This window comes from Nonomuraea montanisoli, from assembly GCF_013363975.1.
GTDB classification, from domain to species: domain Bacteria; phylum Actinomycetota; class Actinomycetes; order Streptosporangiales; family Streptosporangiaceae; genus Nonomuraea; species Nonomuraea montanisoli.
In genome coordinates, this window is the sequence record NZ_JABWGN010000008.1 from 25,391 (window position 1) to 39,527 (window position 14,137).

Annotated in this window: 14 protein-coding genes; 11 read left to right on the top strand and 3 right to left on the bottom strand. The window is 74.6% G+C overall.

All coding sequences use genetic code 11. The annotated features are described in order from the left end of the window. Positions 1-4 precede the first annotated feature (4 nt). Positions 5-988, bottom strand: coding sequence for a helix-turn-helix transcriptional regulator (locus HTZ77_RS21040; RefSeq protein ID WP_175591758.1), 984 nt, complete (start codon positions 986-988; stop codon positions 5-7). A 63-nt stretch (positions 989-1,051) separates the two neighbouring features. Here HTZ77_RS21040 and HTZ77_RS21045 point away from each other — a divergent pair, with 63 nt between their 5' ends. After that, positions 1,052-2,197, top strand: a complete 1,146-nt coding sequence (locus tag HTZ77_RS21045; protein WP_175591362.1) for an epoxide hydrolase family protein — start codon at positions 1,052-1,054, stop codon at positions 2,195-2,197. 47 nt (positions 2,198-2,244) lie between these two features. On the opposite strand, the gene HTZ77_RS21050 is transcribed toward HTZ77_RS21045, so the two are convergent. Then, entirely contained in the window at positions 2,245-2,754 is a 510-nt protein-coding gene (locus tag HTZ77_RS21050; protein WP_175591363.1) for a MarR family winged helix-turn-helix transcriptional regulator, read from the bottom strand. Positions 2,755-2,838: 84 nt separating this feature from the next. Here HTZ77_RS21050 and HTZ77_RS21055 point away from each other — a divergent pair, with 84 nt between their 5' ends. The 10 genes from HTZ77_RS21055 to HTZ77_RS48295 all read left to right on the top strand — a co-directional run bounded on the left by HTZ77_RS21055 (position 2,839) and on the right by HTZ77_RS48295 (position 10,926). Beyond that, positions 2,839-3,228: an ester cyclase gene (locus HTZ77_RS21055; RefSeq protein WP_175591364.1), complete on the top strand. Its 390-nt coding sequence runs from the start codon at positions 2,839-2,841 to the stop codon at positions 3,226-3,228. Positions 3,229-3,342: 114 nt separating this feature from the next. Continuing rightward, positions 3,343-3,795: a DUF2871 family protein gene (locus HTZ77_RS21060; RefSeq protein ID WP_175591365.1), complete on the top strand. Its 453-nt coding sequence runs from the start codon at positions 3,343-3,345 to the stop codon at positions 3,793-3,795. Positions 3,796-3,922: 127 nt separating this feature from the next. Next, positions 3,923-4,504: a hypothetical protein gene (locus tag HTZ77_RS21065; protein ID WP_175591366.1), complete on the top strand. Its 582-nt coding sequence runs from the start codon at positions 3,923-3,925 to the stop codon at positions 4,502-4,504. 232 nt (positions 4,505-4,736) lie between these two features. Further along, positions 4,737-5,822: an ABC transporter substrate-binding protein gene (locus tag HTZ77_RS21070; RefSeq protein WP_175591367.1), complete on the top strand. Its 1,086-nt coding sequence runs from the start codon at positions 4,737-4,739 to the stop codon at positions 5,820-5,822. Further along, complete coding sequence (locus HTZ77_RS21075; RefSeq protein ID WP_205303003.1) at positions 5,815-6,918, top strand: FecCD family ABC transporter permease; 1,104 nt, start codon at positions 5,815-5,817, stop codon at positions 6,916-6,918. Before HTZ77_RS21070 ends, HTZ77_RS21075 begins: the two co-directional genes overlap by 8 nt. Next, the gene (locus HTZ77_RS21080) at positions 6,908-7,714 is read left to right on the top strand and encodes an ABC transporter ATP-binding protein (RefSeq protein WP_175591368.1); all 807 of its coding nucleotides are present in this window, start codon (positions 6,908-6,910) and stop codon (positions 7,712-7,714) included. The genes HTZ77_RS21075 and HTZ77_RS21080 overlap by 11 nt, the downstream gene beginning before the upstream one ends. 83 nt (positions 7,715-7,797) lie before the next feature. Beyond that, complete coding sequence (locus tag HTZ77_RS21085; RefSeq protein ID WP_175591369.1) at positions 7,798-8,067, top strand: SMI1/KNR4 family protein; 270 nt, start codon at positions 7,798-7,800, stop codon at positions 8,065-8,067. An 85-nt stretch (positions 8,068-8,152) separates the two neighbouring features. After that, positions 8,153-9,016, top strand: coding sequence for a hypothetical protein (locus HTZ77_RS21090; protein ID WP_175591370.1), 864 nt, complete (start codon positions 8,153-8,155; stop codon positions 9,014-9,016). A 171-nt stretch (positions 9,017-9,187) separates the two neighbouring features. Beyond that, on the top strand, positions 9,188-9,313 hold the full coding sequence (locus HTZ77_RS47570) for a hypothetical protein (RefSeq protein WP_268960069.1): 126 nt from the start codon (positions 9,188-9,190) through the stop codon (positions 9,311-9,313). 104 nt (positions 9,314-9,417) lie between these two features. Continuing rightward, the gene (locus HTZ77_RS48295) at positions 9,418-10,926 is read left to right on the top strand and encodes an aKG-HExxH-type peptide beta-hydroxylase (protein ID WP_175591371.1); all 1,509 of its coding nucleotides are present in this window, start codon (positions 9,418-9,420) and stop codon (positions 10,924-10,926) included. 85 nt (positions 10,927-11,011) lie between these two features. On the opposite strand, the gene HTZ77_RS21100 is transcribed toward HTZ77_RS48295, so the two are convergent. Beyond that, the gene (locus HTZ77_RS21100) at positions 11,012-14,044 is read right to left on the bottom strand and encodes an AfsR/SARP family transcriptional regulator (RefSeq protein ID WP_175591372.1); all 3,033 of its coding nucleotides are present in this window, start codon (positions 14,042-14,044) and stop codon (positions 11,012-11,014) included. Positions 14,045-14,137: the final 93 nt, after the last annotated feature.

The window sequence follows — 14,137 nt, forward strand, 5'->3', positions numbered from 1 at the left end:
CGGCTCACCGCTCGCGCGGGCCGTCCGAGCCGCCGGCTGATCGGGCGGCGGTGGCGAGGCGGGCGGCGAGGACGCGGAGGCGGTCGGCGAGCTCGGGCGGCTCGTGCACGTCGAAGTCGATGTCCATCAGCGCGACATAGACGGCGAGCTCGTCGAGGTCGTTCGCGCCGGTGCTCAACGTGCAGGACCGCTCGTCGATCGGCTCGATCGCGGCGACGGTGGGCGGCAGGTGCCCGGCGACGACCTCGGCCGGGGCGTACATCGTGAAGCGGCCCCGGTACCGGTACGGCGCGCTGGAGATCGACCGGGACAGGTAGGCCGCCACGTCGGAGTCGGGCGGCTCGCGGGGGACGAACCGCGGGCCGTTCGGCGTCCGCAGGGTCAGGCGGTCGACGCGGTAGGTGCGCCAGCCGGCCCGCCCGGTGTCCCAGCCCAGCAGGTACCAGTGCCGTCCCGAGTGGACCAGCCGGTACGGCTCGGCGGCGCGGGCGCTCTCCCGCCCCTCGTGCGTCCGGTAGTCGAAGCGCAGCGTCTCATGGTCGCGGCAGGCGGAGGCGATCGCGGTCAGGGCCGCCGGGTCCACCGCCGAACCCGCCCGTCCCATCGGCACGGTCATCGACTGGAGCGCGTGCACGCGATGCCTGAGCCGGGACGGCAGCACCCGCTCCAGCTTGGCCAGCGCCCGTACGGAGGTCTCCTCGATTCCCGTCACCGAGCCGCCGGCCGCCGTCCGCAGCCCCACCGCGACCGCCACCGCCTCGTCGTCGTCCAGCAGGAGCGGCGGCAGGTCCGTGCCCGCGCCGAGCCGGTAGCCGGGCGCGCCCGCGGTGGCGTGCACGGGATAGCCGAGCTCGCGCAGCCGGCCGACGTCACGGCGGACGGTCCGCGCGGTCACGCCGAGCCGTTCCGCCAGTTCCGCGCCGGACCACTCCCGCCGGGTCTGCAGGAGTGAGAGCAGTCTGAGCAACCGGGCCGAGGTCTCCAACACGTGCTCCACATTGCCCTACTCCTAGGACCGGCGCTGTCCTAGGGCGTTCCTAGTCTGCTCTTCATGACGTTCACCACGGAGATCAGGCCGTTCCGCATCGACATCCCGCAGTCCGCGCTCGACGACCTGCGCGACCGGCTGGCGCGCACCCTCTGGCCGGACGAGCTGCCCGGCGTCGGCTGGTCGTACGGCATCCCCGTCTCGTACGTGCGGCGGCTGGCCGAGTACTGGCGCGGCGGGTACGACTGGCGGGAGCACGAGGCGGCGCTCAACGCGTACCCGCAGTTCACCACCGAGATCGACGGCCAGAACATCCACTTCCTGCATGTGCGCTCCCCTGAGCCGGACGCGCTGCCGCTGATCATCACCCATGGCTGGCCCGGCTCGATCGCCGAGTTCATGAAGGTCATCGGCCCGCTCACCGACCCCCGCGCCCACGGCGGCGACCCCGCCGACGCCTTCCACGTCGTCGCCCCGTCCATCCCCGGCTTCGGCTTCTCCGGCCCCACCCGCGAGGCCGGCTGGGACCTCGGCCGCGTCGCCCGCGCGTGGGCGGAGCTGATGAGCCGCCTCGGCTACGAGCGCTACGGCGCCCAGGGCGGCGACAGCGGCTCGGTCATCTCCCCCGAGCTCGGCCGCGTCGCCCCCGACCGGGTGGCGGGCGTGCACGTCAACGGCGCGCTCGGCTTTCCCGCCTTCGACCCGGCCGAGAGGGAGGGCCTCACCGAGACCGAGCAGGCCCGCATGCGCGTCTACACCGACCACGACCGCTCCGGCTACGCGGTCATCCAGGCGACCCGGCCGCAGACCGTCGCCTTCGGCCTGCACGACTCTCCCGCCGCCCAGCTCGCGTGGATCGCGGAGAAGTTCAAGGAGTGGACCGACCCCGCCCACGACCTGCCCGAGGACGCGGTCGACCTCGACCAGATGCTGACCGACGTGACGATCTACTGGCTGACCCGCACCGCCGCCTCCTCCGCCCGGCTCTACAAGGAGGGCTCGGCGCGGTGGGGGAAGCCGGTCGAGCGCTCCGAGGTGCCGCACGGGGTCGCGGTCTTCCCGGGCGACGGCGGGATCCGCCGGGTGGCCGAGCGCGAGCACAACGTGATCCACTGGTCGGAGTTCGACCGGGGCGGTCACTTCGCCGCCATGGAGGCCCCCGACCTGCTGGTCGACGATGTCCGGGCGTTCTTCAGGAAGGTCCGCTGAAGCGCCGCGGGCTCACGCGCGCGGACGGTGCGGGTGCGGCCGCGCTCTCATTCGGCGGCGCGGCCGGGCTCTCGCTCGGCGGCGCGGCCGGGCTCTCGCTCAGTGGCGCGCATCCGCCCGACCTCGCTCTGGAAGACCTCCTCCGTCCGCCCCAGAAAGCCGGCGATCAGCTCCAGTTGCTCGTCGGTGTACCCGTCCATCGCCCCCCGCCAGGCCCGGACGAACGGCTGGAAGACCGGCGCTACGTCCGCGGCGGCCCGCTCGGTCAGCAGCGTCACCACGACCTTGCGCCGGTCGGCGCTGTCGCGCTCGCGCCGCACGTACCCGACCCCCTCCAGCCGGTCGATCACCCCCGTGACGGACGCCGTGGTGATGCCCGCCCGCCGGGCCATCTCGCTGGCCGTCATGGGGCCGTCGCTGAGCAGGTTGAGGCAGTGCAGGTCGGTGGTGTTGACGCCGATCCGTTCCGCCGCGACCTGGCTCATCGCGACCGACCACCCGCTGGTGCGGCGCAGCGCCTCCAGCAACTGCCCCATGAGCTCGCCGCGCCTTGACATCTCCGGCCCCACTCCTTAGCGTGCCAAGTATCTAGGAAAACTAGAGATATGGTTCTCTAGTAACCGGAGTCTACGGGAGGGCGCATGCCCGAGAACAAGGTCATCGTCAGGCGTTTCTACGACGAGGTGCTCAACGCGGGAGACCTGGCCGTCGCCGACGAGATCGTCACCCCCGGCTTCGCGCCGCGCGGCGGCCGTGTCACCGGCCCCGAGGCGCTCAGGGAGACGGCCCGCCACCTGCGCTCGGCCGTACCGGATCTGCGCTTCGACATCGAGGACATGATCGGTGAAGGCGACCGCGTGGCCACGCGCTGGACGCTGCGCGGCACCCACGAGGGCGACTTCTTCGGCCTCCCCGCCACAGGCCGCCCCCTTGAGGTGCGGGCCTGCGTCATCTTCCGCCTGGAGGACGGCAAGGTGGCCGAGATCCGGCCGGTCATCGACTCCGGCTCCCTGCCCGCCGGCCGCCCGTGAAGGTGATCGTTAAGCGATAGTGCATGAAGCGTTATCGGCTCTGTCATTGATGGGATTCAGGCTGTCCAGAAAGCTGGGGACGCAAGCACCCGGCACATCTCGAAGGGCACCCCCGTGCGCAGGATCCTCAACACGGCCCACATCTACATGATCGTAGGGCTGGTCAGCGGCTTCTACTACCGCGAGCTCACCAAGCTGAACGACTTCACCGGCGACACCCAGCTCGGCCTCGTCCACACCCACGCGCTGGCGCTGGGCATGCTGGTGTTCCTCCTCGTCCTGGTGCTGGAGAAGCAGTTCGCGCTGACCTCCAGCCGGCTGTTCGGCTGGTTCTTCTGGATCTACAACGCCGGTCTGGCGCTGACCCTGGCCATGCTGACCCTGCACGGCTCCCTGACGGTGCTGGGGCGTCCCAGTGGGGAGGTCATCGCGCTGGCCGCGGGACTGGGGCACGTCCTGCTGACCGTGGGCCTGGTCCTGCTGTTCATCACCCTGGGCAAGGTCGTCCCGGCCAAGGCCCGGCCGGACGACGCCCCGGCTCAGGCGCGGGAGGAGGCGACGGCGTGAGCGAGCGGTCCGCCGGCTGAACCCGGGACGCGCGGACCGCGTGTCTCCCGGCGGGGAGCAGCCGTCCGGTCCGGAGGGCTCGGCGGTGGTGTGAAAGGATCTGCCCGCGATGGGTCCGTTCTCGGTGATGAGATGGGTGCGCGCGGCCGGCTTCGCCGCCACGTGCGCCGTCCTCGCCACGCTCGGGCACCTCGCCGGTGGCGGCTCCTTCGACCCGAAGGCGGCGCTCGGCGGCCTCCTGCTGCTCATGATCCCCGCGCTGGCGCTGACCGGCCGGGAGCGGGTGCTGGGCGAGATCGTGCCCGCGACCGCCCTGTCGCAGGTCGTCCTGCACGCCCTGCTCGGCCAGGGGGTCGCGGAGCATCCGATGCCGGCCCTGCCGGCCATGGAGCACATGCACCACCAGCCGCAGCCGATGTCCATGAGCACGGGGATGCTGGTCATGCACGCGCTCGGCGTGCTGGTGACCTCCGCCTGGCTGCGCTGGGCGGAGGCGGGCCTGTGCGCCCTGGTCCGGCAACTGGCCGGCTGGGTGCTGCGCCCCCTGCTGGCCCTGCTGCTCCTGGCGGCCGGGTGGTCGCACCCCCGGCCGGAGCCGGTCGCGTACGCGCGCGAGGACGAGACCGCCCGCGTCCGGCTCTTCCTCAGGTACGCCCTCGTACGGCGCGGGCCGCCCCGCGGGCGCACGGGACCCGCGGCGGTCGCGTGACGATCGGGTGACCACGGGCCGGCCCTCCGGCTCTTCCCGGACGTGCCCCCGGGGCGCGGCGCCATCGCCGCGTGCCCCGGAACCGGCCGTCTCCCTCGGCATGCGCTGAACACCTTTCTCGTCGCCGCTCTCCGCGGTCCCGTCCGACGTCAAGCCGGGCGTCGCCGCGCCGGTCACCTCCGTGGCCGGCGCCGGCACGCGTACCTCCGAACCGTGGAGAGCACGAGAACCGATGAGATTCCCCCGTTCGCCGCGCCTCGCGGCCGCCGCCCTGTGCGCGCTCGCGGTCCTGGCCGCCGCCGGTTGCGGCGCCACCCCCGAGGCGTCCTCCGCCGCCCCCGCGCAGCCCGCCGCTTCCGGCGGCCGGACGAGCTACCCCCTGGCCTTCGACAACTGCGGTACGAAGGTCACCTTCCAGAAGCCGCCCCGGCGGGTGCTGATCCTCAACGGGACCAGCGTGGGAGAGGTGGAGAGCTTCGTCCTGCTCGGCCTGGAGAAGAACATCCTGGCCAACGCCCAGAGCTACGGCGTCTCCGACGACCCGTCGATGGTCGCCAGGATCAGGGCGCTGCCGACCGGCGGCCTGACCATGAACAAGAACTTCGACGTCCCCGCCGAGCAGGTGCTCAAGCTCAAGCCCGACCTGGTGGTGTCCACCTGGTCCGGCGGGTTCGACGCCAGGAAGGGCTTCGCCACCCGCGAGCAGCTCGCCGCGGCCGGCATCACCACCCTGGTCAACCCGGTCAACTGCGCGATGGGCAAGCCGGAGGCGACCCCCGAGGAGCGGCGCGCCTACCGCAACCAGTCGATCAACTCCTCGCTGGAGTTCGTCGGCCTGCTCGGGCGGGTGTTCGACGTGCAGGACCGCGCGCTGCGCCTGATCGGCGAGCTGCGCGCCCGCGTCCAGGCCGTACGGGCCCGGGTGGCGGACCGGCCCGCCAGGAAGGTGCTCGTCGCCTATCCCGGCATGGCCATGATGAACGCCAACGGCCTGCCCGCCGTCATGACCGGCGGCATCTACGACGACGTCATCAGGGCCGCCGGCGGCGTCAACGCGTTCGCCGGCCAGACCGCCGACATGACCCGCACCCTCAACAGGGAGCAGCTCGCGACCGCCCAGGTCGACGTGCTCGTGGTCGGGCTGTTCACGCCGGAGGAGAACGCCGAGCAGGAGGCGGCCAAGCTGTTCGCCGCCTACCCGCACTGGGCCGCGTCGAAGTCCAGGACGTACACGGCGGTCTCCGACGGCGTGTACCTCGGCCCGCTCAACGCCTGGGCCGTGGAGAAGATGTCCAAGGTGGTGCACCCCGGTGACTGACACGCTGACCCGAGTCCAGGTCAGACCCGCCCCGCCGCGGCGTCCGCATCCCGTCTCCGGGCCCGCGACCGGCCTGCTGCTGGCGGCCCTGGTCGCCGGGCTGGTCGCGGCGCTGGTCGTCGGCATCTCCTTCGGCTCGGTCAACCTGCCCCTCGGCCAGGTCTGGGGGGTCGTCCGGGCCCACCTGACCGGCCGGGGCGCGCAGGCGGACCCGCTGCTCAGCCAGGTCGTCTGGGACATCCGCATCCCCCGGGCGCTGCTGGCGGCGCTCGCCGGGGCCGGCCTGTCGGTGGCCGGGGTCGCGTTGCAGGCCCTGGTGCGCAACCCGCTCGCCGACCCGTACGTGCTGGGCGTGTCCTCGGCGGCCTCGCTCGGAGCGGTGCTGGTGCCCGCGCTGGGCGGCACCGCCCTGGCCGGGCTGACCGGCGCGCTCGGCGTCACCGGCGCCGCCTTCGCCGCCGCCATGCTGTCGGCGCTGCTGGTGTACGTCCTGGCCCAGCGCTCGGGACGGCTGCTCGACTCGTGGCTGGTGCTGACCGGGGTCGCCATCGGCTACCTGTGCACCGCGGCCACCACGTTCGTGCAGCTCCAGCTCAACCCGACCGAGTTGCAGGGCATGATGTTCTGGCTCATGGGCAGCGTCGCCGGCGCGTCCTGGAACGACCTCGGCGTGCCCGCGCTGCTCGTCGTCTCGTGCCTGGCCTGGCTGTGGTTGCAGGCCCGTTCCCTCAACGCGCTGCTGGCCGGCGAGGAGGCGGCCATCGCCATCGGGGTGCCGGTGGCGACGCTCCGGATCGGGCTGCTGGTCGCCGGGTCGCTGCTGACGGCCACGGTGGTGAGCGTCGTCGGCGGCATCGGCTTCATCGGGCTGATGGTCCCGCACATGGTGCGGTTCGTGGTCGGCGCCGACCACCGCCGGGTGCTGCCCGTGTCGCTGCTGGCGGGGGCGCTGTTCCTGGTGCTGGTGGACCTGGCGGCGCGGATCGCCGACCGGCCAGACGAGCTGCCGGTGGGGATCTTCACCACCGGGCTCGGCGTGCCGTTCTTCCTGTGGCTGCTGCGCCGCCGGGCGCGTGGAGGCTCCGATGCGGCTTGACCTCACGGGCGTCAGCGCCCACATCGACGCCCGTCCCATCGTGGACGGCGTCGATCTCACCGCCGGTCCGGGCGAGTTCGTCGCGCTGGTCGGCCCGAACGGCAGCGGCAAGTCCACGCTGCTGCGGACCGTCTACCGGTCGCTGCGGCCGTCCGGCGGCGTGGTCCGGCTCGACGGCCAGGACCTGTGGCGGATGAGGCCCCGCCAGGCCGCGCGCCACCGCGCCGTGCTCCCGCAGCACAGCCAGGTCACCGAGGGGCTGTCGGTCGCGGAGGTGGTCGCCACCGGCCGCCACAGCCGCAAACGGCCGCTCGAACGCGACAACGACACCGACCGGGCGGTGGTCCTCACCGCCCTGCGACGGGTCGGCATGGAGGGGACGGCCGACCGCCTGATGACCGCCCTGTCGGGCGGCGAACGTCAACGCGTGCTGCTGGCCCGCGCGCTGGCGCAGGAGGCCCCGCTCCTGGTGCTGGACGAACCCACCAACCACCTGGACGTGGGCTCGCAGCTCCTCCTGCTGGACCTCATCCGGTCGCTCGGCCTGACCCTGCTGGCCGCGCTGCACGACCTCGACCAGGCCGCCGCCTACGCCGACCGGGTCGTCGTCCTGCGCGACGGCAGGGTCGCCGGGCACGGGCCGCCGCTGGAGGTGCTGACCCCGTCGTTCATCGAGGAGGTCTTCGGCGTCCGCGCCCACGTCGGCCCCCACCCGATCACCGGCCGCCCGCACATCGCGGTGGCCTCCCCGGCCGTGGACGTGCGGGGCGCGCCCGACGTCCGGACCGTAGGCTGACCCGCTGACCCGGGGCGGCAGCCCTCCGGCTGCCGCCCCTTTCTCTGTACGGCCTTCTCTGTACGGCACCGTTGGAGGGAATCATGTGGAAAGAGCTTGTGGAGCGCTTGCATCCGGATGCTCTGTTCTCCGGAGGGGCAAGCGAGCAGCTCTACATGCCATTCAATCCTCTGCTGTTCTTCGCCGACTACGGCGGAGGGGACCAATTCGCCTACGTGGTGGATCCCGGCCGCCATGACATCTTCGTGTGGGATCACGAGACCGACAGCAGGCGATGGGTCGCGGACAACCTCGAGGAGTACCTTCGGCGGAGGCTGTCCTCCTCCGGGGACGAGTGGTACAGGAGCGACTGACCTCAGCTGTCCCTCGCGCCGACCTCACCCCACGGGACGTCGGCCGGGCCGCCGATGCGGCGATGAACGCGGATGGTGTCGTCCCGTGAGAACGACGAAACCTCATGTCGCCGCAGGCAGGGGCGCCCTCGTCGGGACGGTCGTCGGCGCGGCCGAGGCCGCGATCTGGGCGATCGGGTCGCAGAACGAAGGCATCGCGCTCCTCGCCATGATGGCGATGTGGATCGTTCCCCTGCCGCTGGGCGCGCTCCTGGCCTCGCGGGCCGGGCTGCCGCGCTGGGGAGTGGCCGCCGTCGCCGGGCCTTCGGCGTTCGCGTTCGTGGCGCGGGCCCTGAACGCGCTCGTGCCCCATCCCTCCCTCACCGACGTCCCCATGGCCGCCTACGGGTTCCCGTTCGTTCTCGCCGCCGCCGTCTCGTACGCGGCCGCGGCGTGGGCGGCCTCCCACGGACCCTCCTGGCCGGCGCGGACGGCGGCGGCCGTCGCGATCTGCGCGTTCGTCGTCGTGGCGCTGCAGGGCCGGGGCGCGGTGGCCGACTGGCACAAGGAACGGGCGCTGCGCGCCCTCGACATCCCCCTGCTGGCGCTGGACCTGCCGGGATACCGGTTGACCTCCTCCGACGTCGTGCGCTTGCCCGACGGCGTCCGCCTGGACCTGTCCTACCGGCGCGGTGACGCGATGAAGACGGTCACCCTGCGTCCCGGATCTCGCGGCACCCCGCAGGAGTGGTGTGCGAAGCAGGAGCACGACGCCATCGTGCCGGGGGCGGCCTGCCGCGCCTTGCCCGGCGGGCGGCTGATCCTCGTCGAGGGCGACGGTGCGACGAGCCTGTTCGCGCGCGACAGGGGAGCGCTGGTCACCGTCATGGGCGATTCCGAGGCCGAGGCGCGGGACATCGCGGCTCACCTGCGCCCGGCGAGCCCGGCGTCATTGGCGCGCCTCGGCTGACCCCAGGGCCGGGAAGCCCCGGGCCGCACGGCCAGACCTGCACCGCCCCCCCCGCGCCGGGACCTGGCCGGCACCGGCACCCGGCCGGCGGCACCGCGGCCACACCGGCGCCACACCACCGCTCCGTAGATTCGGATCCGCCAAGCGATCCGAGCGAACGGAGAACGACGCATGCCCACTCAGAACGTGGAGATCCCGCAGTTCACGCTGTCCGGGAACAGCGCGCCCAGCGTGACGACCGACGCCCCGCACGAGCGGGCCTGGCAGCCGGCATTCCTGTCCCCGCGCGCCGAGTGAACCGGTGACCGAGTGAACCGGTGACCGGGTGACCGAGTGACCGCCGGCCGGTGGCGGACAGTCCGCCGCCGGCCTTCCCCCTGGGTGAACCGAGGAGACACCACGTGACCGCCGCACCCTCCGACGACCTGATCTCCCGCATCGACCTGGCCCTCGGCTCGGACCCCAGGTTCGGCAGCGCCCCGGCCATCGAGGCCAGGAACCTGGCGCGGTACCGGCTGGGCCTGCGGGTCCTCGCCCGGCACCACGCGGACGCCGCCGACCGGCTGGAGCGGCTGAGCCGCGCCGGGGACGACGTGCTGCGCCCCGTCATGTACGACCCGGTGCTGCGCAACGCGTTCGAGAACGACATGGCGGCGCTGGAGACGGGCAAGGGCCCGACCGACACGCTGGCCGGCTACCTCGCGAGCGGCGCGGCCGAACCGCCCGGCGGCCGGCTCGACGGCCTGGGACCGTGCGAGCGCCTGTCCCGCCCGCACGTACGGCCGTGGGCCCGGCACGCGGCCTCGTGGGTGTGGACCGATCTCGACGCCGGCGCCGGCCCGCAGCGGGCGCTGACCCCCCGCCTGGACGAACTGCTCGCCGGGACGCTCTCCGAGGACGGCTCGGACAGCCGGATCACACCGGACGCCGCGATGCTGGCGGCCCTCGGCCGGGGGGCCGACCTGCTCACCGAGTTGCTGCCCTGCGCGGGCACGGGCGTGCTGCCGCACGTCTCGCTCGTCGGGTTCGCCCGGTACGACGACGGCGACGAGAGCCTGAACTCGATCTCCGGCGGCGACCCGCTCCCGTCGACGCTCTTCCTGGCCCCCCAACGGCTGGACGACCCCTGGACGGCCGCGGAGACGCTCTTCCACGAGGGCCTGCATCTGAAGCTGTTCGACGTCCTGCGCACCGGGTCCATGGTCGCGGACCCGGACCGGCTCGTCCCGATCCCGTGGCGGACGCGCTCGTGGACGCTGACACGGGTGCTGTTCGCCATGCACGTCTACGCCCACCTGCTGCTGTTCCGTGCCGCGGCCGCCGAGGCGAGTCCCGGCCTGCGCGCGCGGTACGGGCCGCCGCCCGCGACGGAGGACGTCGACCGGGCCACGCCGGGCAGCGAGGCGGCGGCGCGCGGCGGTTACACCACCAGCCTGGAGCGGGTGACGTACCTGGCGCGCCAGGCGGCCGAGGTGCACGGCGGGATGCTGACCGCCGAGGGCCGGGAGTTCGTCGGCTGGCTCATCGGCGCGGTGACGCCGCTCGGCCCCGGCATCCTGTCCGAGGGCGGCCCCGTCGCGACCCCGTCCACCGCCGTCCCATCGGCCGCCGTCCCGGCTGGTGTCCCCGCCGCTGCGGCGCTGGAGCCGCGCGGCTACCGGCAGGCCCGCCCGGTCGAGGTCTGCCCGATGCCCGAACAGCGCCGGCTCGTGGCGGTCTCGCCCGGCACCTCCAGGTTCCGCTGGCTGAACGACCACGCCTGGCTGATCTACGCCCTGTGCGACGGCCGGGACCTGGCGGCGCTGCGCGAGGGCTACCTGCGGGCCGCCGGGCAGGACGCGGACGACCGGCTGGGGCTCGGGGTCGCCGACCTGCTGTCGGCCGGCCTCATCGAACCCGTCGGCGCGTGAGCGGGAGGCTCGGGGGAGCGCCCCGGGCGGGCCGCTCGGGAGCGTGCGTGGGCGGGCCGCTCGGGCAAGCGCCTGGGCGGGCCGGTCAGGCGGTCACCCCGAGCTCGGTGAAGATCTGCCCGGCCGCGCCGCCGTGGTGGCGGGCGGCCACCTCGTCGCCGCGGTCGGCGTGCAGCTTGCCGAGGTCCCGGTGGGTCTCGGCGAGCCCCCTGCGGTCGCCGATCTCGGAGCGGACGCGCAGCGCCTCGGCGTAGTGCGCGAGCGCCTCCTCCTCCCTGCCGAGCAGGTGGTACAGGCCGCCCAGGTCGTGGGCCACCTGGCCCTCGCCCCTGCGGTCGCCCGTCTCCCGGTGCACGGCGAGCGCGCGCCGGAGGTGGACGAGTGCGCGGTCGCGCCGGCCGAGGTGGATCTCCATCAGGCCGATGTTGTTCAGGGCGCGCGCCTCGCCCCGCCGGCTGCCCGTGGCCCGGCGCAGCGCCAGCGCCCGCCGGTACAGACCGAGGGCCACGGCGTGGCGGCCCCGCTCCGCGTGGATCACGCCCAGGTTGTTGAGCGCGTTGGCCTCGCCGTTGCGGTCGCCCGCCGGCCGGTGGACGGCCAGCGCGCGCTCGTACCAGGAGACGGCCTCGTCCATGCGGCCCAGGGTGCGCAGCACGATGCCGATGAGGTTGTACGTCTGCCCCAGGGCGCCCTCGTCGCCGGTGGCCTCCATGACGTCGCGGGCCTCGTACAGGTGGGCGAGGGCGTCGTCGTAGCGGCCGAGCAGCCAGTGGACGGTGCCGACGCTGCGCAGCGCGGCGCCCGTGCCGCGCCGGTCGCCCAGCCGCCGGTGCAGCTCCAGCGCCGCGCCGTGCTCGGCGAGCGCCTCGGGGTAGCGGCCCAGGCGCTCGTACGCCTCTCCCAGGTCGTTGTGGGCGCCGGCCGCCTCGCGCCGCCGGCCGGCCCTCCCGGCGGCGGTGACGGCGAGGGCGTGCAGCTCGGCGGCCCGCGCCGGGCAGTCGGCCAGCGCCAGCGTACGGGCGAGCGCCGCGGGCAGCCGCCAGGCCGCCTCCGCTCCGGCCTCGGCGGCGTCGCGGGTGGCGGCCAGCACGTTGTCCAGGTCGTCGTGCAGGGCGAGCGGGTCGCCGATCGTGGCGTACCAGCTCAGCAGCCGGCCCACGGCCTGCTCCCTGGCCGGCGCCGCGTCCTCCGCCTCGGCCCGGTGGCGGGCGTAGTCGAGGAGCAGGTCATGCAGGTGGTACCGCTCGGCCATCGCCCGGCCGGGGCGTGCCTGGACGAGGCTCGCCGCGAGGAGGACGTCCAGGCGGGCGCGGGCCTCGGCGGGCGGCACGGCGAGCAGCGCGGCCAGCGCGTCGGCGGTGAACCCGCCGCCCGGCACCAGGCCCAGCCGGCGGAACGCGGTCCGCTCGGCCTCGCCGAGCGCCCGGTACGACAGGTCGAAGGTGGCCTGCACGGCCGCGGCGGAGGCGTCGACGCCCATGTCGCCGAACGCGTCGCGCAGCCGCAGCGAGGCCAGCCGTCCCCGTTCGGCGAGGTCGTCCAGGTAGACGGAGATCCGCCGGTGGGCGGTGCCCGCCAGGTGGGCGGCGGCGATCCGCAGGGCCAGCGGCAACCGCCCGCACTGGCGGGCCAGCTCCGCCACCGCGCCCGGCTCGGCGCGGCAGCGCGGGCCGATCACCTCCGTCAGCAGCGCGACCGCCTCCGGCTCGGACAGGACGTCGAGGTCGACGGCGCGCGTGGCATGGCGCAGCGCCAGGCCGGACAGCCGGCCGCGGCTGGTCACCAGCACCAGGCAGCCCTCTCCCGCCGGCAGCAGCGGCTCCACCTGCGCCGGTCCGGCCGCGTCGTCCAGCACGACGAGCACCCGCCGGCCCGCGAGCAGGGTCCGGTACGCGGCGGCCAGCTCGTCCTGCCCGGCCGGCACCTGCTCGGCGGGCATGCCCAGCGCGCGGACGAACCTGTCGAGCGCCTCCCTCGGCGTGACCGCCTCCCGCGGCCGGTGCCCCCGCAGGTCGGCGAAGAGCTGGCCGTCGGGGAACCGCCCGGCCATCCGGTGCGCCCAGTGCAGCGCCAGCGCCGACTTCCCGACGCCCGGCATGCCGCTGATGACGGCCACCCCGGGCCGCCCGGGCTCGGTCAGCGCGGTCAGCTCGTGGAACGTCGCGGCGCGCCCGGTGAAGCAGCCGGGCGCCGGCGGCAACTGCCGGGGCGCCTCCACCCCCGCGGGACGCTCACGGCCCCCCACCTGCCCGGCCGCCCACGCGCTTCCCGCCTGCCCGGCCATCCCCGCGCCCCCAACCCGCCGGGCCGCCTCCGCGCCTCCCGCCTGCCGGGCCGCCCCTGCGTGACTCTCGGCGTCCCGTACGCGCGAGGCCGTCCCCGCCGGAGGCTCCTCACCCCTCCGCAGGATGCGCTGGTGGACGCGGCGCAGCTCCGGGCCCGGGTCGAGGCCCAGCTCCTCGGCGAGCGCCCGGCGGGCCCGGTCGTAGGCCGCCAGCGCCTCGTCCGGCCGTCCCGAACGGTCGAGGGCCACGATCATGCGCGTCCACAGCGACTCGCGCAGCGGGTGCTCGGCCAGCACCCCGCGCAGGCACGCGGCGACCTCGGCGGGCCGGCCGGCCTCCGCCAGCGCGTCGGCGTACTCCTCCCACACCGCCAGCCGCAGCCCGTCCAGCCGGGCCCGTTCCGCCGCGACCGCCGGCGAGTCCGGCACGTCCACGAGCGCGGCGGCCCGCCACAGGTCCAGCGCCTCCCGGCAGAGCCGCGCCGCCTCGCCGGGCGCCCCGCTCCGCGCCGACTCGCGCGCCCGCCCGGCGAGCCGTTCGAACGCGTGGGCGTCCACGGCGGCCTTCTCCAGGCCGAGCCGGTAACCCCCCGGCTCCCTGGTGATCGCGCTCACGCCCTTCGCGCGCAGCCGGGAGACCAGGGAGTGCAGCGTGCTGTCCACGCTGCGCGGCGGGCTGCCGCCCCACAGCTCGTCCACCAGCCGCCGCGCGGGGACCGGCCGTCCCGCGGCGATCAGCAGGACGGCGAGCAACGCCCGCTGCTTGGGCGCCGTCAGCGGCACCGGCGAGCCGTCGAGCCGCAGCTCCAGAGTCCCGAGGACGCGGAACTCCACGCCACCTCCTTCAGCTCTCCAGCCTGTCGGCGCCTCGCCGCGCAAGATCGGCGCAAGCCCGGCCTGGAAGTCTAGATCGCGTTTCGACCTGTC

Bases quoted from the DNA above. Each gene is read 5' to 3' on its own strand.
- HTZ77_RS21045 (WP_175591362.1), top strand. From the start codon at position 1,052: ATGACGTTCACCACGGAGATCAGGCCGTTCCGCATCGACATCCCGCAG.
- HTZ77_RS21050 (WP_175591363.1), bottom strand. From the start codon at position 2,754: ATGTCAAGGCGCGGCGAGCTCATGGGGCAGTTGCTGGAGGCGCTGCGC.
- HTZ77_RS21055 (WP_175591364.1), top strand. From the start codon at position 2,839: ATGCCCGAGAACAAGGTCATCGTCAGGCGTTTCTACGACGAGGTGCTC.
- HTZ77_RS21065 (WP_175591366.1), top strand. From the start codon at position 3,923: ATGAGATGGGTGCGCGCGGCCGGCTTCGCCGCCACGTGCGCCGTCCTC.
- HTZ77_RS21070 (WP_175591367.1), top strand. From the start codon at position 4,737: ATGAGATTCCCCCGTTCGCCGCGCCTCGCGGCCGCCGCCCTGTGCGCG.
- HTZ77_RS21080 (WP_175591368.1), top strand. From the start codon at position 6,908: ATGCGGCTTGACCTCACGGGCGTCAGCGCCCACATCGACGCCCGTCCC.
- HTZ77_RS21085 (WP_175591369.1), top strand. From the start codon at position 7,798: ATGTGGAAAGAGCTTGTGGAGCGCTTGCATCCGGATGCTCTGTTCTCC.
- HTZ77_RS47570 (WP_268960069.1), top strand. From the start codon at position 9,188: ATGCCCACTCAGAACGTGGAGATCCCGCAGTTCACGCTGTCCGGGAAC.